The 23,110-nt window shown below is 40.9% G+C and carries 21 protein-coding genes; 13 read left to right on the top strand and 8 right to left on the bottom strand.

Annotation, left to right across the window (positions count from 1 at the left end; genetic code table 11):
• The first annotated feature begins 96 nt into the window (after positions 1-96).
• Positions 97-996 carry a LysR family transcriptional regulator gene (locus JG735_RS07705; RefSeq protein WP_201334493.1) on the top strand — a complete coding sequence of 300 codons (900 nt, stop codon included), beginning with the start codon at positions 97-99 and terminating at the stop codon, positions 994-996.
• On the opposite strand, the gene JG735_RS07700 is transcribed toward JG735_RS07705, so the two are convergent.
• Genes JG735_RS07700 through JG735_RS07685 form a run of 4 tightly spaced genes read right to left on the bottom strand, consistent with a single transcriptional unit; the run spans position 993 to position 4,168 of the window.
• Positions 993-1,433 (bottom strand): hypothetical protein, encoded by a 441-nt coding sequence (locus JG735_RS07700; protein WP_201334492.1) that lies wholly within the window; start codon positions 1,431-1,433, stop codon positions 993-995. The genes JG735_RS07705 and JG735_RS07700 overlap by 4 nt on opposite strands.
• Entirely contained in the window at positions 1,423-2,022 is a 600-nt protein-coding gene (locus JG735_RS07695; RefSeq protein ID WP_201334491.1) for an aminotransferase class IV, read from the bottom strand. The genes JG735_RS07700 and JG735_RS07695 overlap by 11 nt, the downstream gene beginning before the upstream one ends.
• Positions 2,022-2,903, bottom strand: a complete 882-nt coding sequence (gene cysK / locus JG735_RS07690) for a cysteine synthase A (protein ID WP_201334490.1) — start codon at positions 2,901-2,903, stop codon at positions 2,022-2,024. The genes JG735_RS07695 and cysK overlap by 1 nt, the downstream gene beginning before the upstream one ends.
• A complete protein-coding gene (locus JG735_RS07685; RefSeq protein WP_201334489.1) occupies positions 2,900-4,168 on the bottom strand; it encodes an apolipoprotein N-acyltransferase in 1,269 nt (422 codons plus the stop codon). Before JG735_RS07685 ends, cysK begins: the two co-directional genes overlap by 4 nt.
• Here JG735_RS07685 and yajC point away from each other — a divergent pair.
• From yajC to JG735_RS07635, 10 genes are read left to right on the top strand one after another with little or no spacing between them, the layout of a single operon-like run.
• Positions 4,167-4,442 (top strand): preprotein translocase subunit YajC, encoded by a 276-nt coding sequence (gene yajC / locus JG735_RS07680; RefSeq protein WP_201334488.1) that lies wholly within the window; start codon positions 4,167-4,169, stop codon positions 4,440-4,442. The genes JG735_RS07685 and yajC overlap by 2 nt on opposite strands.
• Before the next feature lie 3 nt (positions 4,443-4,445).
• Positions 4,446-6,008 carry a protein translocase subunit SecD gene (secD, locus tag JG735_RS07675; RefSeq protein ID WP_201334487.1) on the top strand — a complete coding sequence of 521 codons (1,563 nt, stop codon included), beginning with the start codon at positions 4,446-4,448 and terminating at the stop codon, positions 6,006-6,008.
• A 1-nt stretch (position 6,009) separates the two neighbouring features.
• On the top strand, positions 6,010-6,984 hold the full coding sequence (secF, locus tag JG735_RS07670; protein WP_201334486.1) for a protein translocase subunit SecF: 975 nt from the start codon (positions 6,010-6,012) through the stop codon (positions 6,982-6,984).
• Positions 6,984-9,431 (top strand): leucine--tRNA ligase, encoded by a 2,448-nt coding sequence (leuS, locus tag JG735_RS07665; RefSeq protein ID WP_201334485.1) that lies wholly within the window; start codon positions 6,984-6,986, stop codon positions 9,429-9,431. The genes secF and leuS overlap by 1 nt, the downstream gene beginning before the upstream one ends.
• A 2-nt stretch (positions 9,432-9,433) precedes the next feature.
• Positions 9,434-9,931, top strand: coding sequence for an LPS assembly lipoprotein LptE (gene lptE / locus JG735_RS07660; RefSeq protein WP_201334484.1), 498 nt, complete (start codon positions 9,434-9,436; stop codon positions 9,929-9,931).
• Positions 9,928-11,058, top strand: coding sequence for a folylpolyglutamate synthase/dihydrofolate synthase family protein (locus tag JG735_RS07655; protein WP_201334483.1), 1,131 nt, complete (start codon positions 9,928-9,930; stop codon positions 11,056-11,058). The genes lptE and JG735_RS07655 overlap by 4 nt, the downstream gene beginning before the upstream one ends.
• A complete protein-coding gene (gene mfd / locus JG735_RS07650; protein ID WP_201334482.1) occupies positions 11,031-13,949 on the top strand; it encodes a transcription-repair coupling factor in 2,919 nt (972 codons plus the stop codon). Before JG735_RS07655 ends, mfd begins: the two co-directional genes overlap by 28 nt.
• Before the next feature lie 41 nt (positions 13,950-13,990).
• Positions 13,991-14,548, top strand: a complete 558-nt coding sequence (locus JG735_RS07645) for a fumarylacetoacetate hydrolase family protein (protein ID WP_201334481.1) — start codon at positions 13,991-13,993, stop codon at positions 14,546-14,548.
• Positions 14,545-15,354 (top strand): TIGR00282 family metallophosphoesterase, encoded by an 810-nt coding sequence (locus JG735_RS07640; protein ID WP_201334480.1) that lies wholly within the window; start codon positions 14,545-14,547, stop codon positions 15,352-15,354. The genes JG735_RS07645 and JG735_RS07640 overlap by 4 nt, the downstream gene beginning before the upstream one ends.
• Positions 15,351-16,022 carry a 3-methyladenine DNA glycosylase gene (locus JG735_RS07635; RefSeq protein WP_201334479.1) on the top strand — a complete coding sequence of 224 codons (672 nt, stop codon included), beginning with the start codon at positions 15,351-15,353 and terminating at the stop codon, positions 16,020-16,022. Before JG735_RS07640 ends, JG735_RS07635 begins: the two co-directional genes overlap by 4 nt.
• Here the strand turns inward: JG735_RS07635 and JG735_RS07630 are convergent.
• From JG735_RS07630 to JG735_RS07615, 4 genes are all read right to left on the bottom strand, one after another.
• Positions 16,019-17,563 carry a DNA polymerase III subunit gamma/tau gene (locus tag JG735_RS07630; RefSeq protein ID WP_201334478.1) on the bottom strand — a complete coding sequence of 515 codons (1,545 nt, stop codon included), beginning with the start codon at positions 17,561-17,563 and terminating at the stop codon, positions 16,019-16,021. The genes JG735_RS07635 and JG735_RS07630 overlap by 4 nt on opposite strands.
• A gap of 21 nt (positions 17,564-17,584) precedes the next feature.
• The gene (gene murI, locus JG735_RS07625) at positions 17,585-18,346 is read right to left on the bottom strand and encodes a glutamate racemase (RefSeq protein ID WP_201334477.1); all 762 of its coding nucleotides are present in this window, start codon (positions 18,344-18,346) and stop codon (positions 17,585-17,587) included.
• A 5-nt stretch (positions 18,347-18,351) separates the two neighbouring features.
• Positions 18,352-19,716 (bottom strand): transcription termination factor Rho, encoded by a 1,365-nt coding sequence (gene rho / locus JG735_RS07620; RefSeq protein ID WP_201334476.1) that lies wholly within the window; start codon positions 19,714-19,716, stop codon positions 18,352-18,354.
• 106 nt (positions 19,717-19,822) lie between these two features.
• A complete protein-coding gene (locus JG735_RS07615) occupies positions 19,823-20,212 on the bottom strand; it encodes a hypothetical protein (RefSeq protein ID WP_201334475.1) in 390 nt (129 codons plus the stop codon).
• Between the two features lie 21 nt (positions 20,213-20,233).
• Here JG735_RS07615 and JG735_RS07610 point away from each other — a divergent pair, with 21 nt between their 5' ends.
• Positions 20,234-20,716, top strand: coding sequence for an asparaginase domain-containing protein (locus JG735_RS07610; RefSeq protein ID WP_201334474.1), 483 nt, complete (start codon positions 20,234-20,236; stop codon positions 20,714-20,716).
• The gene (locus JG735_RS07605; RefSeq protein ID WP_201334473.1) at positions 20,704-23,109 is read left to right on the top strand and encodes a heavy metal translocating P-type ATPase; all 2,406 of its coding nucleotides are present in this window, start codon (positions 20,704-20,706) and stop codon (positions 23,107-23,109) included. The genes JG735_RS07610 and JG735_RS07605 overlap by 13 nt, the downstream gene beginning before the upstream one ends.
• The last annotated feature ends 1 nt before the right edge of the window (position 23,110 follow it).

Here is a 23,110-nt window from a genome sequence, read left to right as displayed (position 1 = left end):
TTGAGGAAAATTATAGGAAAAGGTTATTATTTTGAAATTTCTATAAAATGTTGTTATAATAACGATAAGTAAAAAATCTCTACAAAGAGGATCGAAATGATAAAGGATTTTACGAAATTAGAAACCTTTTTGGTGGTTGTAAAAGAGCGCAGTTTTTCAAAAGCTAGTGCAAAACTTGGTATCAGTCAGCCAGCAGTCACCCAGCAGATCAAGTTTTTGGAAGAACAGCTTGATGCAAAGCTGATTGAGCGGAAAAAAAATGGGGTGCGATTGACAAAAGAGGGTGAAGAGGTTTATAAGATCGTACAAAGAATATCCAAATGTATTCAAAATGCTGAGCAAGAACTTCTTAAGATTATCAATAAAGAGATTACGTTCATTATTGGCGCTTCTTTTACGATAGGCAATTACATTTTGCCTCAGATACTGCCCGAGCTCAAAAAGATCATACAAAATGATATTTTGCTCCAAGTAGATGTAAGTAAAAATATCGTTGATAACGTTTTAGAGAAAAAATATGATCTTGGGCTTATAGAATCTCCCGTTATGAAAGAAGGGCTTATATATAGGGAGTGGATGGATGATGAGTTAGTGCTTTTTAGCAATACAAAACTACCAAAATATATCCGTCCCGAAGAGCTTTACAAATTCAACTGGATCTGTCGAGAAGAGGGAAGCCATACAAGAAAAATGGTGGCAGAAGTATTTGAAAATCTAGGCCTCAGCTGTAAAAAGTTCAATGTCATCAGTGAGGTGAGTTCTTCTACTGCAGTGGTCAATTCTATTTTACGTAGTCCTGTAGACAAGGAGCATCCGACTGTTTCCATCATTTCACGATATGCGATAGAAGATGAGGTGAAACAGGGGCGACTCTTCGAAGCCAAAATCAAAGGCGTCAAAATCAAAAGAAAACTCTATATTTGCTATCTCAAAGAACGAAAGAACGATCCATATTTAATGAATATTGTGGATCACCTTTTCAAACTCCGCCACTAATCCTCTTTTTTTAAAAATCGCCTGTTTTCCGGATTGGAAAGCAGGGCTTCCATAGAGGATTTCGGTTTTTCCTTTTTTGCAATAGAAGCAGTCAAGTTGACAAAGATCGGTGTTTCATCCACAATAATCTGTATGATAGCTTCAACAGGTACTGTGACTTTTGATCCAAAATTCTGGGGACCAAATCCTGCTTCAAAAGTGAGTTGTCCGTTTTCGAGATAAGCGCTTTCATACGTATAGTTCATCAAAAGAAAGAGCGTAAATTCTGGAAGATTTTTATAAATATCTTCTGGTAGCATCGGCTCGAAAGTGACTCTCTTCAAATCAACCAATACGCCAAATTCCTGATTTTTTTCAAAAAGATACTGAATGATATCGATAGCATGGTTTTTCAAGATAACGCTAAACTCTTCATCCTGCAATAGATCATAGAGCATAGATTCTCCTTTGGGATTGTATGGTAACACTAGGTAAGGGAACAAAGTCTATCATAGCATTCATTATCGCCATTTGTTCAAATTTTTCAAGGTCATCTACTTCAATATCGGCTTCTTGCAATTTTCTTGCTTCAATAAAACGCATTCGGGTTGTTCCGAAAAGCAGAGGTTTTTTGGGTGTTATCCAGCTCTTTTTATACAAAAATGCGATATTGGCGATGGAGGTGTCCGTTAAAAGGCCGTCTTTGACAAAAATAGCATCATCCGTAGATACCATAGCTATTGCTTTTTCGATGTTTTTGCGATCAAGATATTTAAAAGAGTACTCAAAATCGATGGGAATGATGGTAAACGAACGAATGCTTTTTGGTATATAAGGAAAATATTCGACTGAAAGGATAGTGTTGGAATAGGTAATTTTACAGCGGTAGAGTCCCTCTTTTGGAGGATCGATATAGTTTCTGAGATCCACAGGATCATGACCTGGAAAATGGCACTGCATTGTTGTATTGAGACGAAGGTTATGGTAGTGGATATGATATATCTCTCCATCCTTGATGCGAACCGTTTCAAAAAAGAGAGGTGCCACTACCCAAACAGCTCCGTTGAGAGATATCGTTCAGCCGTATCACACAAAACGGTAACGATTTTTTTATGTGGATATTTTTTTGCAAGTTTCATAGCTGCAGCAACATTGGCGCCACTGCTGATACCTACAAGGATTCCTTTTGTTTTTGCCAATTCCTGACTTGTCAAAATCGCCTCTTCATCCTCTATCTGGATAATTTCACTAAAAAGGGATGTATCGACAATCTTTGGGATAAATCCTGCGCCAATACCCTGGATTTTATGTGCTCCTGGATGTCCCCCACTTAAAACGGGACTCTTTTTTGGTTCCACCGCAACGAGATTTACATTTGGATTGTGTTTTTTTAAAGCGCGCCCCACACCCGTGATTGTACCGCCGGTTCCGACCCCTGCTACAAATATTCCTACATCGGGACACTCTTGTATGATTTCTGGTCCTGTCGTTTTTTCATGCATTGTAGGATTGTCTGGATTTTCGAACTGATTGAGCATGAAAGCTCCTTGGCGTTTGAGCTCCAATGCTTTTTCGATGGCGCCTTTCATCCCTTCTTCGGCCGGGGTCAAAATCAGTTTTGCACCAAGAAACTGCATCAGTTTTCTTCTTTCGATACTCATCGATTCTGGCATGACGATGATGGCTTGTAAGCCAAGAGCGGCTGCGATCATGGCTATCGCTATTCCTGTATTGCCACTTGTAGGTTCGACTATGGGTGTTTTTGGCGATATTTCACCGCGGCTCATGGCCTCTTGGATCATATTGAGAGCAATCCTGTCCTTTACGCTTCCACCCGGATTTTTAAATTCGCATTTTGCATAGATGTTGTTTGCTATCTTTAAAAGTGGTGTTTTGCCTATGAGTTCAGTGATATTGTTTGCAATCATCGAATAACCTCTGTTTTAGCGATATTGGTAGCGTGGTAGACCACTTTTTTGTGTATTGTAGCATAATATTTGATTATAAGATTTTGTAAATTTGGTTCATAGGAAGGCAAAAACCAGGCGTTGTTCGAGATAGCGATGATATAGTGCGTGGGCGTGGAATAAATAAGCGGATGCGTCGCTTCATAGCAGATGGCATTTGTAAAAGCGACACCCTTGAGGGTAAAAATGTGAGGTTTTTTTGCATGTTCATAGTCACTGGCTCCATCGAAAAAGAGATCATTAATCCATTTTGCAAAGGGCTGAGGCAGAGGGATCTCTTCACCAAAGGGAACTAAAACCACTTTATCGATTATGGTATAGCGTCCTTTTTCAAAGATATAGGTGGAGTTGTAGTTTTTTCCGTTTTTAAAAGAAAGGGCCCCCGTGACGATAGCTATTTTGTGACTGAGTGTAAGCAGACGATCCAGTAACATGGGCTCGTGGTCCAAAAAAAGCGGAAATGCACTTTCGGGTAGTACTACCAGGTCATATTTTTTTCTGATGGCTTGGTGGATTGCTTTGAAGTTTTTTGCAATGATTGTATCTTTATATTTTGGATTCCATTTGATGGATTGAGGAATATGAGTGGTTACAAGATCGATCTTCAAAGGAGCAAGCGGTGCGGGGTTATGTGATTGTACGATCAAAAGAAGTCCAAGGAGAGTGAAATAGCGGTACCATTTTTTCATATGGATAAAAAGGACCAACACAAGAAGCAGTAGGGCAAAAGAGAGTTTATCAAATGCAAAATAGGTTGACACAAGTGTGATTTCTGGAATGAACCAGTTAAAGCCAAAGGGATGAATGTAGCTTGCCGTTAGCAAAAAAGATGCTCGAAGGAGCGTTTGCAAGTGCGTAGAAAATTTCGGAAAAAAAGAAGCAAAGCAGTCTGCTAAAAAAAATCCTGATAAAAAAATGACTCCATACACGAGACCTACAAAAAAAATGATGATTGGTATCATCCAGTGCAGTTCATAGTAGCGAAAACTGAGTCCTATCCACCAAAACCAAAAGATGCCTATGAAAAATCCACTCCAAAAAATTTTTCTTTGTTTGAGTAGGAGATAAAAAGCCATCAAAGCAAAAAGTGACGCTAAGAACTTGCTGTGCATTTCGAAATAGTCCAAGAAAAGAAAAAGGGAAAAAAGGAGTGCTGTAAGAAAGGATTTTATTAACAAAGTAATGGTAAAATATCCCCTAAATTTTTGAAACAAAGGATCTTTCATGCAGCAACAAGGTGCGAACATTCTCGGATCACTCCTTCCCCTTATCATAATCTTTGCGATCTTTTACTTTTTGATCATCAGACCGCAGCAACAGCAGGCAAAAAAGCATAAAGAGATGGTAAACAGTCTCAAAAAAGGTGATAAGATCGTCACCTCTGGTGGTATTATAGCTGAAGTGGTGAAAAATGAAGAGGATTTTATCAAAGCAAAAATCGATGACAATACCGAAGTAAAAATTGATAAAAGCTTCATTGCAAAAAAACTGGAAAGTTGATCCATGCGTTGGACGAATTGGCGCTTTGTACTTTTTGTAGCCGTTTTTATCGTTGGTATCGCTTTATCTGTTCCATCTATACTGGGACTCAAAACCGGTCCCAAAATCACACTTGGTCTTGATCTGCAAGGTGGTCTCCATATGCTTCTTGGCGTCGATACAAAAAAGGCGATCGAATCAAAAATCAAAAGCATCGCTTCGAGTATCAAATATTTTTCTGAACAAAACGATATTTTGCTCGAAGATCTGAAAATTGGTGATAAAAAAATAGAATTTACCCTTTTGGATAAAGATGATGCGCCAAAGATAGAAGAATTCATTCAAAAAGAGCCAGGAATCGTGATAAAAAAAGAGGGGTTGCACTATACGTTGACTCTGACGCCAAAAGAGATCGAGTCGATCAAAGCGTATGCGATTAAACAGGCAGTCGATACTATACGAAACAGACTCGATCAGTTCGGTTTGGCTGAGCCAACTGTAGCAAAACAGGGAAAAGATAAGATTTTGGTGGAGCTTCCCGGTATCAAAACTCCTGAGCAGGAGCAACGGGTTCGAAAACTTATCGCAAAAGCCGCCCATCTGCAGTTGATGGCTGTAGATGAAGCAAGACAAGCTCGAGCAGATACGATGACTCCAGAAGAAGCAGCAGAATATGGCGATGTGATTCTCAAAGACAGGCACGGCAGAAAATATCTTGTCAAAGAGATTCCGATTCTTGATGGAAGTATGATCAAGGATGCCAGAGTGGCATTCGATCAAAACAATCAGCCGGTTATCAACTTTACCCTTAACAGCGAAGGGGCAAGAATTTTTGGCGATTTTACGGCAAAAAATGTTGGCAAAAGATTGGCTGTCGTTTTGGATAATGTGATCTACTCTGCACCTGTGATTCGAGAGCGAATCGGTGGTGGAAGCGGTCAGATCAGTGGCGGTTTTACAGTGGCTGAAGCGCACGATGTGGCTATCGCTCTTCGAAGTGGTGCCCTTTTGGCTCCTGTATATATGGAAGAAAAAAGAAGTATCGGTCCAAGTCTTGGGGCTGACAGTATCAGACAAAGTCTTATCGCTTTGGTGAGTGGTTTTGTGCTGGTGGTTCTTTTTATGATCTTTTACTATGGCATTGCTGGAATCATTGCCGATATCGCATTGGTGGCAAACCTCTTTTTGATTATCGGTGTGATGGCCCTTTTTGGAGCGACGCTGACGCTGCCTGGAATGGCCGGTATCGTTTTGACAGTCGGTATGGCAGTGGATGCAAACGTTATTATCAATGAGCGTATACGAGAGCTGCTGAGAGAGGGTGTGAGTATCAAAAAGGCGATTGAACAAGGATATAAAAATGCGATGAGTGCTATTTTGGATGCAAATATCACGACTCTCATCGCAGCGGTAGTGCTCTATGCATATGGTACAGGACCTATCAAAGGTTTTGCGATTACCATGAGTATTGGGATTTTGGCATCAATGATTACTGCAATTATCGGTACACATGGAATTTATGAGGCGCTTTTACCAAAAATAGAAAGAAGTAAAAACCTCAAAACCTGGTTTGGAATAAAGGTTTAAGATGGAATTTTTTAAAACGGACAAAATTTACAATTTTATGGGAAAAGCCAAGCTTTTTATGGCGATTTCTGCGATTTTGGTCTTGGGTTCATGGGCGCTTGTTGCTTTCAAGGGACTTAATTTTGGTATCGATTTTGCCGGTGGGACTATCGTCCAGGTTCGGTACGATAAACCGGTGGATATCGCTGCTATTCGAAAAGCATTGAAAAAAAGCGAGATTTTCCAGGACGCTACGGTGACGAAATTTGGCAGCGATAATGAGATCGTCATCCGTATCAAAAGTTCTACAAAAAATTTGAAAAAAGATATCGGCGATGAAGCAAGAGCGGTACTCAAAGGAACCGGAAACTTTGAGATTAGGCGGGTCGATATGGTCGGTCCAAAAGTTGGTGGAGAGCTCCGTGAAAAAGGATTGATGGCTACAGTTATCGCAATTCTTGGTATATTGATCTATGTTTCCATCCGGTTTGAGTGGCGATTTGCCTTGGCATCTGTTTTGGCACTCGTACATGATGTGAGCATTGCGATGGGTGCCATCAGCCTCTTTAACGTTCCTGTCAATCTTGATATATTGGCAGCAATACTTACCATTTTAGGATACTCTCTCAACGATACCATCATCGTATTCGATAGAATCCGAGAAGGAATTGTTGAGTCTGTAAAACTGAAAGATCTCAATGCAGTCATCAACGAATCGATCACAAAAACCCTTTCAAGAACAACGCTTACTTCACTAACTACCTTTTTTGTTGTTTTGACACTCTATCTTTTTGGCGGAGAGATCATCAAAGGTTTTAGTTTTACACTTTTGGTAGGCATTGTTGTCGGAACATACAGTTCTATTTTTATCGCTTCGCCAATGCTTACGATTTTAGGTTTTGATCTCCAAAAATATCGGGCGAAACTTGCTGAAAAACGAAAAAAACAGCAAGAGAAAGAGCGTATGAGAGCAATGTATGAACAAGGAATGGTGTAATGCAGTATGATCCAAAAGCGATAGAACAAAAATGGCAAAAAGAGTGGAAAAAACAGAATGCTTTTGAGCCAAAAGAGGATTACAGCAAAGAAAAAATGTATGTGCTATCCATGTTCCCCTATCCAAGCGGCCGGATCCATATGGGGCATGTGCGAAACTACACCATAGGGGATGCGATAGCGAGGTATTACAGAAAAACGGGAGCCAATGTCTTGCATCCAATTGGATGGGATGCCTTTGGAATGCCGGCGGAAAATGCTGCTATCAAACATAAAGTCCATCCAAAGAAGTGGACTTACGAAAATATCGACTATATGCGAAAAGAGCTGGATGCTTTGGGTCTCAGTTTTTCCCATGACAGAGAGTTCGCTACTTGCGATCCACTTTATAGCAAATGGGAGCAAAGCTTCATTATCGATATGTGGAACAGAGGGCTTTTATATCGAAAAAAGGCTGCGGTCAACTGGTGTCCGCATGACAAGACAGTGCTTGCCAATGAACAGGTCATTGAAGGGCGATGCTGGCGCTGCGATACGGAGGTGGTACAAAAAGAGATTGAGCAGTACTTTTTGAAAATCACTGATTATGCCCAGGAGCTGCTGGAAGATCTCAAAAAACTGGAAGGAAACTGGCCCAACCAAGTTATCGCTATGCAGCGCAACTGGATAGGTCGAAGTGAAGGTCTGGAATTTCGGCTCCATTTTGATGAAGTATCGGCTCAAAAAGCTGGGACGGATGGGTTTGAAGTTTTTACTACACGACCCGATACCATCTATGGGGTAACCTATACGGCTCTTGCACCAGAGCATCCAGTTGTCAAACATCTGATCGAAACAAAACAGCTCAGTGATGAAGCGATCCAAAAAATTTGTGCGATGCAAAACCAAAATGCAAGAACCCGCCAGCAGGCCGAAAAAGAGGGACTCTTTTTGGATCTATATGTTATTCATCCCTTGACAAAGCAAAAGATTCCAGTATGGGTGGCAAACTTTGTTTTGGCTGAATATGGAAGCGGTGCTGTGATGGCTGTACCGGCTCACGATGAGAGAGATTACGAGTTTGCCAGCAAATATCATCTGCCGATAAAATATGTCATCAAACCAAAAGAAGGGGAACTCGATACCACAAAAGCTTACACTGAGCCTGGCATTTTATTTGACAGCGGAGAGTTTAGTGGACTTGAAAGTAGTGAGGCAAAACAAAAAATTATCGAATATTTTGAAGAAAATGGGATAGGCAAGCGTTCTGTCAACTACAAACTCAAAGATTGGCTCGTTTCTCGTCAGCGATATTGGGGTACGCCGATTCCATTAATCAAATGTCCAAAATGTGGAATTGTTCCCGAGAAAAAAGAGAACCTTCCAGTCACCTTGCCTGAAGATGTAGAAATCACCGGTGAAGGCAATCCACTTGAACTTCACCCTACTTGGAAAAAGACAACGTGTCCAAAGTGTGGTGGTGAGGCTGAAAGAGAAACAGACACCCTTGATACCTTTGTAGAGTCAAGCTGGTATTTCTTGCGATATACGACTCCAAGAAAATATTGGGAAGAGGTGCCTTTTCGAAAAGAAGATACAGACTACTGGATGCCGGTGGATCAATATATTGGCGGAATCGAGCATGCGATACTGCATCTATTGTATGCGCGATTTTTTACGAAAGTGTTACGAGATTTGGGGTATGTGAATCTTGATGAGCCGTTTAAAAGACTTCTAACGCAGGGGATGGTGCTCAAAGATGGAGCCAAGATGAGCAAATCCAAAGGCAATACCGTTGATCCTGATGAAATCGTAGCAAACTTTGGAGCAGATACCGCAAGGCTTTTTATCCTTTTTGCCGCACCTCCAGCCAAAGAGCTGGAATGGAGCGACAGTGCGGTTGAGGGTGCCTACCGCTTCATCAAACGGTTTTTCGAGCGAAGCCAAAATGCCTATAAAACGGAGAGTTTGCCTAAAATTGATCAAAAGAGTCTGTCGAAAGAAGAGAAAGAGGCAAGGAAGAAAGTGTACGAAGCCCTTCAAAAATCAACAGATGTCTATACCAAAAGTTTTTCTTTCAATACATTAATCGCTGCATCTATGGAAGCACTCAATGCACTGAATGCCCAAAACAACTCTGATATCTGGACTGAAGGATACTGGGTTTTAACAAATATCTTAGAGCCGATTATTCCACATACCTGTTGGGAAATCAGTCACAATCTCTTTGAAAGAAACAATTTTACAACATTGCAAGTCGATCCGGCGGCCCTCGAAGAAGATAGCGTAACGTTGGCTGTGACTGTCAATGGAAAAAGAAGAGCGGAGATCGAAGTGCCAAAAGATGCAAGCAAAGAGGAGATTTTGGCCAAAGCGAAAGAGATCGCCAAAAAATGGATCGATGGCAAAACCATAATCAAAGAGATCGTAGTACCCGGGCGTCTTGTCAATATTGTAGTGAAAGGGTAGATGTGCGAAAATTTTTATGGCTTGTAGTGATACTCTTTTTTACCGGATGTGGCTACAAGCCTGCAAGCCATTATACGAAAAGGGTATTTGGCCAAAAAATCTATACGCAAGTCTCGGTCTATCTACGAGATCCAGAAAATGCGGTTTTAGTTAAAGATGCGGTGAATGAGGCGATACTTAAGCGTCTTTCAGGTAGCCTCGTTGCTAAAAGCCGTGCCGACACGATTATGCGAGTGGCCATTGCATCTGTTTCCTTTACACCACTTCAATATGATGAAAACGGCTATGTGATCTACTACCGAACAAAAGTTCTTTTAAAAACGGATATCACCGATAAAAGTGGCCAAACGAGGCATATCAAAGCAACCGGAGTCTACGATTTTCCAATAGAGCCAAACTCAGTAATAACCGATAATTTACGCTATGTGGCTATTAAAGAAGCATCTGCCAAAGCCATTGATGCCATTATATCCCGACTAGCTTATCTGGGAAGCAGGTGAACGTTCACGCCTTTTTGAACCAAAAACCTCTTTACTATACAAAATTCGATCCATCAAGGATGCAAAGAGCATATGAATATCTCCAAAGTTCTTTGTATCTTCCCCCAATCATTCATATCATCGGGACCAACGGGAAAGGAACTACGGGAAGATTTCTTGCTGGTATGCTCAAAGAATCTGGAAAAAAAGTGGGTCATTATACGTCACCCCACATCCTTCATTTTCATGAGCGGATATGGATCGATGGTGAAGCCGTAAGTGATGAGAAGTTGGAATCGGTCCATCAAAAAGTGCAATCGCTATTGCCAAGAAATTTAGCAAAAGAGCTTAGCTATTTTGAATATACAACCCTTTTGGCCGCTTTTGCTTTTGAAGAGTGTGATTATGTGGTTATGGAAGCAGGACTTGGGGGAGAGTATGATGCAACGAGCGTTTTTGAAAATTGTTTAACTCTTGTGACTCCTATCGATTATGACCATCAAGCCTTTTTAGGTGATACGATCCAATCCATTGCCGCTACGAAGCTCAAAGCTGTGCAAAAAGAGGCAATTTTTGCAAAACAGCTTCACAATGAAGTCTATCAAGTGGCAAAAAGTCTAGGTATTTTATATCAAAGAGCTGAAAATTTAGCCGATAAGGAAGCTTGTCAAAAAGCTTGTAAAAATATCCCTTCCTTTTTTTCTCAAAACCTTATGCTTGCCCAAGCCGCTGCGAAATTTTTGGGATTTGATCCAGATTTGCAAAAAGCGGTATCTTATCGGATGCCAGCGCGTTTTGAAAAGCGCGGCAATATCATTTTGGATGTGGGGCACAATCCCCTTTCAGCCAAAGCCATCCTCCAAGCTCTTGACAAAAAGGTAGTTTTGGTCTATAACAGCTTCGAAGATAAAGAGTATGAGAAGATTTTATCCATTTTACAACCAAAGATTGAATCAGTTGAGATCGTACCGATGGAGCATCCAAGATTGATTGATCAGACTAAACTCAAACAGATTCTTGAGAAACTTTCTATTCCCTATTGTCAATTTACGGGGTTTACAGAAGATAAAGAGTATTTGGTGTATGGATCGTTTAGTGTTATAGAGGAGATATACCGAAAATGGTTGCCAGATTCTATGAATATCTGAAAACAAACATTCCGCAGATTTTGGTTGTTGCAGACGAAAAGGAAGCACAACAAGCAAGCAGCGCAGCAAAAGTACTTGGAATCGATCATTACATTTTGCCAGACTTTAGAGCCCAATATGGTGATGATCTGCGTGTTTTCAAAGAGGAGCTTGATGAGCTGTTTGCGGTATTGAACGATTACTACCATACGCCAAAGATGCTCATAGCCCCTGTACATACCATTGCCAAGCCGATGCCAGTGCAACGCTACTTTGCGAGAAAAAAAATCGAGTTTGGGGATGAATTTGAGCTTGAATCATTAAAGGAACTGCTTTATCAATGGGGATATACCTTTGTGGATATTGTAGAGAGCAAGGGTGAGGCCAGTTTTCGAGGCGATATCGTCGATATCTTCGTACCAAATCTTGATAAGCCGATCCGTCTTAGTTTTTTTGATACCCAAATAGAATCGATCCGCTATTTTGATCCCCAAACCCAAAAAAGTATCAAAGAGGAGCTTGAAGCATTTACCCTCTATCCAGCCTTTTTAATCCAGGATGAGGCTTTGCAAGAAGCGATTGAACAAAGCGATTTTGATGTTTTTGATAAGGATCTATTGAGTGTAGGATTTTGGGTGGCCGAGCGGGCTTCTTTGCTTGAAGGAAAAGAGGCAGTACGTAGTGGCAGTTTTGATCTAGAAGAGCTGTACAGCTATGAAGGTCTCATCCCAAAAGAGCAGCTTATAGCACTTCCAATCGTACCTGAAGCGAAAGAATATCACGAGATAGAAGTTCTTGATATCAATAGAGTCATCCAGACAAAGCAGAATAAAAAGATCAAAGTGCTTGTAAAATCCCAAGAGTTTGCCAGAAGAAGCAGTATCAAAGAGCTTGAAAAGATTGAATTTATCTATACCGATGCGATTTTAAATATCGAAGGACCCAATGAGGTTATACTCTCTCTCAATAAACCAAAAAAGAGAAGAGCCAAACCTCCTTCTATCGTTATCGATGAACTGCAACCAGGAAGTTATGTAGTGCATGAGCAGCATGGTATCGGGATTTTCAAAGGACTCAAAGCGATTGAAATTTTGGGAGCTAAAAGAGATTTTGTGGAACTCGAATATGCTGGAGGAGACAAGCTTTTGGTTCCAGTGGAAAACCTCGATGTTCTCAGCAGGTATATTGCCGATAGTGGTAGTGTAGCAGTTGTGGATAAGCTTGGCAGCCAATCTTTTGCGAAACTCAAAGCAAAAGTAAAAGAGAGACTTTTTGAAATCGCTGCAGATATTGTAAAAATTGCTGCACAGCGTGAACTTACTCCTGGTAAAAAGATCATTACACCACCAGATATCGCTCTTTTTCAATCCCACGCTGGTTTTGAGTATACCGAGGATCAAAAAAAAGCGATTGATACGATCTTGCAAAGGCTCTCCAGCGGGAAAGTGATGGATATGCTTCTAAGCGGAGATGTGGGATTTGGCAAGACAGAAGTTGCCATGAACGCTATCTATGCCGTAGTGAAAAATGGCTATCAAGCGGCTGTAGTTGTACCAACGACACTTCTATCGGCCCAACATTATGAGAGTCTTGTAAAACGATTGGAGCCATTTAATATTTCAGTAACCAAGATCGATCGATTTGTCACTGCTAAAGAGAAAAAAGAGCGCTTGCAAGCCTTGAAAGAGGGAACGATCGATGTTGTGGTGGGAACTCATGCGCTTTTTGGAGCAGAATTTAAAAATTTGGGGCTTGTTGTTATCGATGAGGAGCACAAGTTTGGCGTGAAGCAAAAAGAGAAACTCAAAGCTTTCAGTAAAGATGTGCATCTATTGAGTATGAGTGCAACGCCGATTCCAAGAAGTCTCAATATGGCCCTTTCCCAGCTCAAGGATCTCAGCGAAATCAGAACACCACCTCAAAACAGAAAGCCCGTTCGAACCTATGTAAAAGAGTATCAAGACAAACTTGTCAAAGAGGTGATTTTGCGAGAGCTTCGTAGAGGAGGGCAGGTCTTTTATATCTACAACTCCATCGCTGGAATTGAGGAGAAAAAAGAGGATCTTCAGCAGCTCCTGCCCGGTAAAAAGATTCTTGTACTGCACTCAAAAATAGCGGCGGCTACAACGGAAAAAGAGCTTCTTCGCTTTTCCCGGGGCGAATATGATATCTTACTTTCCACTTCCATTGTGGAAAGTGGCATACATATGCCAAATGTCAATACTATCATCGTAGAAGGAGCCGATCGATTCGGAATTGCTGATCTGCATCAGTTGCGGGGGCGTGTAGGACGAGGCGGAAAAGAGGGGTTTTGCTACTATCTGGTAGAGGATAAACAAAAACTGACCGAAGAAGCAAAAAAACGGCTCATTGCATTAGAATCCAACTCCTATCTTGGAAGTGGAGCGGCTTTGGCCTATTACGATTTGGAGATTCGAGGAGGAGGGAATATCATAGGAGCTCAGCAAAGCGGACATATCAAAAATATCGGGTACAGCCTCTATCTGCAGATGCTTGAAGAGACGATCACGAAACTGACAAAAGGGGAGATCGAAGAGGAGCCCCAAGTGGAGCTTAAACTGAGCGTTAATGCCTATATTTCGAGTGAAGTGGTACGTGAGGATCGACTCAAGCTGGAACTATACAGACGGCTTGCCCAAGTCAAAGAGCCTGAAGAAATCGCCCAGATCCAAGAGGAGATCGAAGATCGTTTCGGAAAACTGGACAGCTTTACCAAAAACTTTTTGGATCTTATCCATATCAAGCTTTTGGCATTGGAACATGGAATCAAAAAAATTTCAAACTACAACCAAAATATCACATTTGATTTTGGTGATAAAAAAGAGATGATCAAAGCAAGAAGCAAAGATGATGATGACATTTTAAAAGCGGTATTGCAGTATTTGAGATAATTGGAAATTAGGAATTTGAAATTGGGTGAGAGGGACTTAGAATGAAGATAGTTTGTGTTGGAAGAAACTATGTTGAGCATATTGAAGAGCTTAATAACGAGATTCCAACAGAACCGGTCTATTTTATAAAGCCGCAGAGCGCTATAACTAATGAGATCCATTATCAAGAGGATCTGCATTATGAAGGAGAGATCTGCTTTTTGATTGGAAATCCTATCAAAGTCGGTGTAGGATTGGATCTGACAAAAAGAGCGTTGCAAAGCAGACTCAAAGAAAAAGGGCTTCCTTGGGAACGGGCGAAAGCCTTTAAAGGAAGTGCTCTTTTTAGTGATTTTGTTTCTGTCAAAAATTTTGAAGGATTACGAATAGAGCTTTTTAAAAATGGTACACTGGTACAAAGCGGCGATGTGGATTTGATGATCTACAAGCCAGCCTTTCTTATGCAAGATATTGATGCTATTTTTGGTTTGGAAGAGGGTGATATATTGATGACTGGAACACCGAAGGGTGTTGGAAAAGTAGATCGAAATGATACTTTTGAAGCAAAGCTTTGGCAAGGCGATACACTTTTGATACAAAAGATTTGGAGGGTTGTGTGAAAATCGGTTTTATAGGAGATATTGTAGGAAGACCCGGTAGGAAGATGATCAAACGTTATTTGCAAGATATTCGCAAAAAAGAGGATCTCGATTTTGTCATAGCCAACTATGAAAACGCAAGTCACGGGTTTGGCCTCACTCCCAAAAATGCAAAAGAGCTTTTTAATGCTGGAATCGATCTAATGACGGGAGGTAATCATACCTGGGATAAAAAGGAGATAGTGGCTCTTTTAGAGGAGATGCCCCTTCTTCGACCTATCAACTATCCTGAAGGTGTTCCTGGACGAGGCTATAAAATAGTTTACATTGACGAGGAGCCATTGGCCATTATCAACATTATGGGGCACTTCACGATGCCGATGGTGGATAATCCCTTTTTGGCTGCGAAAAAAATTGTTGCAGTATTGAAAGATGAAGGAATCAAAAACATCTTTATCGATTTTCATGCCGAAGCAACCAGTGAAAAAAGAGCGATGTTTTTGATGCTCAAAGAGGACATCAGCGTACAGGTAGGCACCCATACCCATATAGGAACAGATGATTTGAGTATCGTAGATGGAGCTGCGTACGTGACAGATGTGGGACTCACAGGATGCAGAGACAATGTCATAGGGATGAAGGCAGATGTGCCGATAAAACGATTTTTAACGGGACTTCCAGGACACTTTGATGTTCCAGATAAGTGCAAATCGATTTTGCAGATGGTGGTTTTTGAGTTAGAAAATGGACGATGCAAAGATGCATACAAGATCAAAGCCTACGATGATGAAGGATGGCAGGTCGTTCAGCGAGCGAGGGTGGAATGATTGCATACGATTTAATGAAACGGCTTAAAGAGCTTGGGTACATCAAAGAGGAAAGAGATCCATACTGGTGGCCAAAGAGTGGAAGTTTTGAGGTAGTGGTAGGAGCGGTGCTTACCCAAAACACCAAATGGGAAAATGTGGAAAAGGCTTTAGAGAACTTAAAAAATGAATTGGGATCGATAGAACCCCAAAAGATTGTAGAGATGGATCAAAAGAGGTTGGCTGCACTCATAAAACCGGCTGGATTTTATAATACAAAAGCATTTCGCATTCAAAAGCTTGTACACAACATGCTTGATGAGTATGGCTCTTTTGAAGCGTTTCAAAAAAGACCCTCTCGCAGCTGGCTCTTGGCACAAAAGGGAATTGGCTTTGAAACAGCAGATAGTATTCTCAACTATGCCTGCTATAAAGATTTTTTAGTTGTTGATGCCTATACCGCAAGGATTTTGAACTTTTTGGGGTATGAGCTGCAAACCTATCAAGAGATTCAAGAGTTCTTGAGCGATTCCATTTTGGAAAATCTAGATAGAATTTATGAATTATATGGGCAAGAGATGCCACTATCTCAAATCTATGCACGGTTTCATGGCAAAATAGTCGAATTTTGCAAAGAGCATTGTAAAGGAAGAGATCAAGCAGAAAAAATCAAAGAGCTGCTTGTTTAAATTTTTGGTTTAATAACTACTTTTTTTGCTTTGAAAAGCTCTTTAGCTTTTTGTATGAAAGGGTCTTCCAAAATATTGGTCCCATCCATCTCTTTTGCAGAGAGTCCGACTTCTTTTTGGATACAGCTTCCACCAAACTCTGCCTCTTCTATCATGGAAGAGGGCTCATCGCAGCTTTTTGGGGGATTGACCTTGACGATTTTCGTATCGATACCAAAAATCTCTTGTACAAAATGCCGAATGGTGGGATAGGAGTGTTTGAGTTTCTCTTTGCATTCTGCCGGGGGATTGCTTTCCCATCGTAAAATATTGTCACTAAAATCGATAAATTTCACACTTTTTTCAAAACACTCTCCAAGTTCATAGTTTCGTTCATAGAGTTTGTCGATCAAACGTTGGAAAGGATCTTTTTGTACCGGTTTGGATATTTTTGGTTTTATTTGCTCAGCTGTTTGGGTAGATAGAGGAGCGTGTGAAATCGTTGGAGTCTCTTTTGATTCGAACTCTTCTATAAGTTCTTCAACTGTTTTTATTTTTGTTGCTTCCATCAGTTTCATAAGGGTAATGATCAAAACAAACTCATCATCACCGCTGACAAAAAGAAGATTTTTCCCATCACTCAAAATTTTAAAAAAGCGTTCATATAGCATCATGGAAAAGTGCATGTTTTTGCTAAAGAGCTGATTTTTAAGGTAAATGAGCATTTCATCAAGCACCATTTGCGCTTCATAATCTCTGAGTTCTTGTACAGCTTGCAAAATTGCTTCTTTCTCCTGACGTAGGATCATATCAAAAAGAGCTTCTATCTTTTTAGGGTCAACCAGTCCCAGCATCTTTGTGACTGCGTCAACGCTGACGTTATTTTTTCCAAAGGTTATTGCTTGATCAAGAAGTGTCAAAGTGTCGCGTAGACTGCCACTTCCGCTTCGTGCGAGGATTTCTAGAGCCTCTGTTTCATACTCCACATTTTCTAGATGTAAGATATGTTCCAAATGGTGGATGATATCTTTTTGTGCAATCTTTTTGAATCGAAAATGTTGAGTACGGCTCAGAATCGTCGCAGGAAGTTTCAATGGGTCGGTGGTGGCAAGAATGAATTTTACAAATTCAGGTGGCTCTTCAAGTGTTTTTAAAAGAGCATTGAAAGCCTCTTTTGTCAGCATATGGACTTCATCGATTATGAATATTTTGTATCTGGCACTGGAGGGTTTGTATTTCGTATGTTCGATGAGGTCTCTAATATCATCAATCTTACGGTTGCTTGCTGCATCCATTTCGATAATGTCGATATGTCTTCCCTCATTGGCTGCCTGGCAATTTTCACACACTTCACATGGTGAGCTTGTGGGACCCTCATCGCAAATGAGCGCTTTGCTAAAGATCCTTGCCGTACTTGTTTTTCCGCTTCCACGAAGGCCGCTGAACAGATAGGCATGGGAGAGATTTTTTGTATCCAAAGCCCTCTGGAGTGTCTGAGTCACGGCTTCTTGACCGATGAGGTCTTCAAAACGTTTTGGACGATATTTGAGTGCCAGCGCCAAGATTCATCCTTTTTTGATCAATTATAGCTCATTTGTCTTAAATGCATCTCTAAGCCAGTGGGCTGCGATTTTTTTGAGCTTTTCCGGATTTTCTGAAGCAAAAAGTTTGAGATTTGGCATGCTTTTTTTTGTTTTAATACCAAGCTCTTTTTGAAGATGCTCTACAATGGCTTCACCAGAGTGGATAAGTACTGCTTCATTGTTAAAATAGTTTGCAATGGCATCTTGTATCAAAGGAAAATGGGTACAGCCCAAAATAACGGCATCTGGATGAAGGTCATTGAAATAGTGTTGGAGTGCTGCTTGTAAAACGGGTCCTTCAAAAATCTCTTCTTCTACAATTGGAACAAACAGTGGTGTGGCTTTTGCCAAAATATTGTTGTATCCACGCTCTTGTAACAGCTTTTGATATTTTCCGCTATTGATCGTTGCTTGTGTTCCAATGACTAAAATCTGGCTATTGGGATCTAAACCTCTGTTTTGCAGCGCCAAAACACCTGGTTCGATTACGCCGATTACAGGGAAATGTGCATTGCTTCGAAGCTCTTCGATGGCGTAGGCACTGACGGAGTTGCAAGCGGTAATGAGGATATCTACGTCAAAATTTTTAAAAAATTCCTGGGCTTCCAGAGAATATCGAATGATAGTATTTTTATCTTTTGGCCCGTAAGGGACCCTTGCGGTATCGCCAAAGTAGATGATTTCATCAAAAAGACCGTGCTTAATGAGACTCTTGACGACGGTGAGGCCTCCTACACCGCTATCGAAAACGCCAGCTCGCAAAAGTGTTAGGCCCCTTCATTCATGATAGAGAGAAACTCTTCGTTATTTTTGGTCTTTAACATTTTTGAATATAAAAATTTCAATGCCTCTACCTCATCCATGGACTGCATTGCATTGCGAAGAGCCCAGATTTTTGGCAATGTATTTGGATCGACAAGAAGCTCCTCTTTTCTGGTGCCAGATTTGAGCACGTCGATTGCTGGATAGATACGCCGATCTGCAATGCGGCGATCGAGAACAATTTCGCAGTTTCCTGTTCCTTTGAACTCTTCAAAAATTACTTCATCCATACGTGAACCGGTATCGATCAGGGCAGTTGAGATGATGGTGAGACTTCCACCCTCTTCGATGTTTCTTGCAGCCCCAAAAAATCGTTTTGGTTTATGCAAAGCGTTGGCGTCGACCCCACCGCTAAGCACTTTCCCGCTTGATGGTGTTACGGTATTGTATGCTCTTGCAAGGCGAGTGATGGAATCAAGCAAGATCACCACATCTTTGCCCATCTCTACACGTCGTTTTGCTTTTTCGATGACGAGTTCAGCTACGCGGACATGGTTTTTTGCTGGCATGTCGAATGTGGAACTGTAGACTTCTCCTTTGACGCTTCGCTCCATATCGGTCACTTCTTCTGGTCTTTCGTCAACCAAAAGGACAATGAGTTCCACTTCTGGATGATTTTTTGCGATACCGTGGGCAAGCTCTTTCATAAGCTCCGTTTTTCCACTTCTTGGTGGTGCGACTATGAGAGCCCGCTGCCCTTTTCCTATGGGAGTAAAAAGATCAAGCACTCTGCCTGTAAGACGTGTTGGGTCGTATTCTAGTTTGAGCCGCTCTGTTGGATAGAGTGGTGTGAGGTTATCAAAAAGTGGTCTTCTTTTGGACTCTTCCGGTGGCAGATAGTTGATTGCTTCAATTTTCAAAAGAGCGTAGTAGCGCTCCTGATCTTTTGGAGGCCGGACTTGACCTGTGACGATATCTCCCGTTCGAAGGGCAAATCTTCGTATCTGCGTAGCACTGACATACGCATCGTTGGCACTGTTGGAGAAGTTTTCGTTGATGGCTCGTAAAAATCCATACCCTTCAGGAGTGATCTCCAAAATGCCGGTAAAGAGGATATACCCGCCTTTGCTCACCTGGTTTTTTAAAATTTCAAACATCAAATCTTGACGTTTAAGCTCTTGCGGGTTTTCGATGCCGAGTTCACCGGCAATTGCTAAAAGATCGTCGATCGTCTTTGTTCGTAGTTCTTCTATCGTGTAACCTTCCACAGGTATGTGGGTTCGTTTGTGATTGTTCTTTTGCTCTGTATTTTGAGTAGAAGTGGAGTTTTCTTCGCTCAATTCATTTTGGTTGCTATTTTTTTCGCTCATGCTTTCCTTCTTTGTTGAACTTGCCAATGGGTGAGTTTAGAAGTTTGATGAAGTTGTATATTTGGCAATTTCGCTTGGCTAATTTTATAACAACTGCTATATGAAGTCAAGTTACAAAAGCAAGATAAAGAAAAAGCGGGTATAAAATAACGTTGAGATACATCATCCATGGCTGGATAGGCATATCAAGGGGAATAGGCAAAACTTCAGCTAAACGATGCTCTTCAATTTTTTTGGCTAAAACCAGTTTGTAACTTATATCAAGAAACTTCAAAAAAAGAATACTTAAAAACCAAAAGTTTGTTAAATCGTAGGCTACACCAAGATAGAGACAAAAGATAAACGCTGGATGAGAAAGTATGAGATAAAACACACTTCTTTTGTATCGTGCATAGATATTGTTGATAATGGCGCCAAATGTGGACCCACGTTGCCAGCTTGATTCATAGAGTTCAAAAAGGGCTAAAGTAAAAACATATATAATAGTCTCGTTCATTTTACTCCTTAAAGGTGTGGTGTGATTATACTCAATACCGGTGGAACATTTAATAAAATCTATGATCCTATCAAAGGGGAACTAATCGTTCCTCAAAACAATGATATAGTTCATGATTTTTTGAAGAAAAATTTTTTACAGATAGAAATCCAAGGTCTCATATATAAAGATAGTTTGGAATTTAGTGATGAAGATAGGGAACTGTTGCTGCAAGCAATCAAAAATTGTAATAGAAAACGGATCGTTATTGTACATGGGACCGATACAATGGATAAAAGTGCAGCATTCGTTGCACCGTATATTCATAACCAATGTGTGGTATTTACAGGAGCGATGGTGCCATATAGTATCGATCCAGTAGAAGCCTCAGCCAATTTGGCATTGGCAATCGCCAAAGTCCGATACACCTATGAGGATGGTGTATTTATTGCGATGCATGGTATTGTAGATAGGTATGATCGAGTCTACAAAGATCGAGCAAGGGGAGTCTTTTGTCAAAAATAAAGTGCGATCATTGCCATTTGGAGTTTGATGAAAAGGTGATGATCGAAGATGAAATAGATGGTGAAAAGAGGTACTTTTGCTGCAAGGGGTGTCAAGGAGTTTATCATCTTTTACGAAGTGAAGGACTTGATAGTTTCTATGACAAGCTTGGTGATACGAAGCTGACACCTGCTCAGCAAAAAAAAGAGGATTTGGAAAAGTTTGATCTAGAGGGTTTTACCAAAAAGTATGTGAAAAAACGTTCGGATGGTTTGAATGAAATTTACTTAATTATTGAGGGAATCCACTGTTCAGCCTGTGTCTGGCTCAATGAAAAGGTCCTTCACAAAACTCCTGGAATTATCGAAGCCTCTATCAACTACACCAACAATAAAGCAAAAATCGTCTGGGATCCAGAGGAGATAAAGCTCTCAAAGATCATAGAGACGATTCGATCCATCGGTTATAACGCTTATCCATACGATCCAAAACTCCAAGAAGAAAGAGCTGTCAAAACAAGGCGCGATTACTATGCAAGAATTTTGCTAGCCGTATTTGCTACGATGAATATCATGTGGATCGCTATTGCGAAATATGTGGGTTTTTTTACCGGAATGCGTGGCGATGTCAAACAGATTTTAGACATTGCAGAATTTGCTTTGGCGACACCTACGCTTTTTTACAGTGGCTGGGTATTTTTCAAAGGGGCTTACTATGGCCTGAAAAACCGCTTTATCAATATGGACTTTTTGGTAGCTACTGGAGCACTGCTAACTTACATCTACTCAATCTATGCAATGGTGACGCGTAGTGGCGAAGTCTATTTTGATTCAGTGACGATGATCATCACTTTTGTGCTTGTTGGGAAATATTTGGAGGTATTAAGCAAAAAACAAGCTGTCGATACGATCGACTCACTTCTTGGTTCGGTACCAACAGAAGTTGTTGTGGTGAAAAACAACGAAAAGAGCCTGGTGTCTGTAGAAAATGTGGAAGTTGGCGATACTATCGAGATTAAAGCTGGCGATAAAGTGGTGATAGATGGTGTCATTATCAGTGGAGAAGGAAGCTTTGATGAAAGCAGCCTAACCGGAGAGAGTGAACCGGTCTATAAAAAAGAGGGAGATGAGGTTTTAAGTGGCTCTATCTTGCTTGATAGTGTGATTCGCTACAAAGCAACAAAAGATTTTTCTACTTCACTGCTTTCAAATATCGCAGATCTGCTGGAAGACTCCATCGCAAAAAAACCGAAACTTGAGCAACTTGCCAATCAGATCAGCGGTTATTTCAGTCTGATCATTTTAACCCTTGCCGTTCTTACTTTTGCTGGATGGTTTTGGTATACAGCAGAGTTTGAAAAATCGCTTATTATTGCCGTAAGTGTAATTGTGATAGCGTGTCCTTGCGCTTTAGGGCTTGCAACACCGATGGCGACCCTTGTTGGTATCTCGGAAGCCCTAAAAAAAGGGGTACTTTTCAAAGAAGCTTCTTTTTTGGAAACCATGTCCAAAGCCGATACATTGGTTCTGGATAAAACGGGCACCATCACCAAAGGCAAACCAAGCGTTGTTGGAGTGGAGCTTTTTGATCCACAATTTGATCAAAATATCGCCTATACATTGACAGAACACTCCAACCACCCAATCAGCAAGGGAGTGTGGGAGTATTGTAAAGCAAAAGGATATGAGAGGCTTTTGCCTATTAAAGATATCAAAGAGATAAAAGCAAAAGGTCTGGAAGCTGTTATTGAAGGAAAAAAAATTATTGCTGGAAGTATCCACTTTTTACAAGAGCATGGGATAGAGATAGCGTATGAAGGGGAAAACTCCCTTTTTGCTATAGCAGTGGATGGAAAATTGATGGCACTGTATGAACTGAGCGATAAGCTTCGAGAGGGTGCTGCGGAGGCGATAGCAAAGATAAAAGAGATGGGGCTTGATGTTTGGATGCTTACAGGAGATAACGAAAAGACGGCTCAAAAGGTGGCAAAACTGGTAGGGATCGAACATGTCAAAGCCAAACTTTTACCGCAGGATAAAAGTGCGTTTATCGAAAAACTTCATAGCGAAGGTAGAGTTGTTATCATGGCAGGCGATGGTATCAACGATGCTATCGCTCTTGCATGCAGTGATATAGCCATTGCTATGGGAAGTGGGGCTGATATCGCGATGAGTGTGAGTGATGTGGTGCTTTTGGATGAAAAACCTATGAAAATCTATGAGTCCCTTCGTCTGCGCCGCCGTGTTTTCCTTGCTGTCAAAGAGAATCTGGCTTTATCTTTGTTGTATAATGTAGTCACTATTCCTTTGGCGATGCTTGGATACATCAATCCGCTCTTTGCGGCACTTTTTATGTCACTCAGTTCATTGACGGTTGTTGGAAATAGTATGCGGATAAAATTTTTTAAGGTGTGAG

Origin of the sequence: Nitratiruptor sp. YY08-10 (genome assembly GCF_016629565.1) — a bacterium.
GTDB lineage: Bacteria > Campylobacterota > Campylobacteria > Campylobacterales > Nitratiruptoraceae > Nitratiruptor.
Note: the sequence above shows the minus strand (reverse complement) of the source record. Positions and strands in the feature narration are given on the sequence as shown.

Excerpts from the sequence above, each read along its gene's own strand:
- JG735_RS07705 (WP_201334493.1), top strand. The coding sequence starts at position 97 with ATGATAAAGGATTTTACGAAATTAGAAACCTTTTTGGTGGTTGTAAAA.
- JG735_RS07700 (WP_201334492.1), bottom strand. The coding sequence starts at position 1,433 with ATGCTCTATGATCTATTGCAGGATGAAGAGTTTAGCGTTATCTTGAAA.
- cysK (WP_201334490.1), bottom strand. The coding sequence starts at position 2,903 with ATGATTGCAAACAATATCACTGAACTCATAGGCAAAACACCACTTTTA.
- yajC (WP_201334488.1), top strand. The coding sequence starts at position 4,167 with ATGCAGCAACAAGGTGCGAACATTCTCGGATCACTCCTTCCCCTTATC.
- JG735_RS07685 (WP_201334489.1), bottom strand. The coding sequence starts at position 4,168 with ATGAAAGATCCTTTGTTTCAAAAATTTAGGGGATATTTTACCATTACT.
- secD (WP_201334487.1), top strand. The coding sequence starts at position 4,446 with ATGCGTTGGACGAATTGGCGCTTTGTACTTTTTGTAGCCGTTTTTATC.
- secF (WP_201334486.1), top strand. The coding sequence starts at position 6,010 with ATGGAATTTTTTAAAACGGACAAAATTTACAATTTTATGGGAAAAGCC.
- leuS (WP_201334485.1), top strand. The coding sequence starts at position 6,984 with ATGCAGTATGATCCAAAAGCGATAGAACAAAAATGGCAAAAAGAGTGG.
- mfd (WP_201334482.1), top strand. The coding sequence starts at position 11,031 with ATGGTTGCCAGATTCTATGAATATCTGAAAACAAACATTCCGCAGATT.
- JG735_RS07645 (WP_201334481.1), top strand. The coding sequence starts at position 13,991 with ATGAAGATAGTTTGTGTTGGAAGAAACTATGTTGAGCATATTGAAGAG.
- JG735_RS07635 (WP_201334479.1), top strand. The coding sequence starts at position 15,351 with ATGATTGCATACGATTTAATGAAACGGCTTAAAGAGCTTGGGTACATC.
- rho (WP_201334476.1), bottom strand. The coding sequence starts at position 19,716 with ATGAGCGAAAAAAATAGCAACCAAAATGAATTGAGCGAAGAAAACTCC.
- JG735_RS07615 (WP_201334475.1), bottom strand. The coding sequence starts at position 20,212 with ATGAACGAGACTATTATATATGTTTTTACTTTAGCCCTTTTTGAACTC.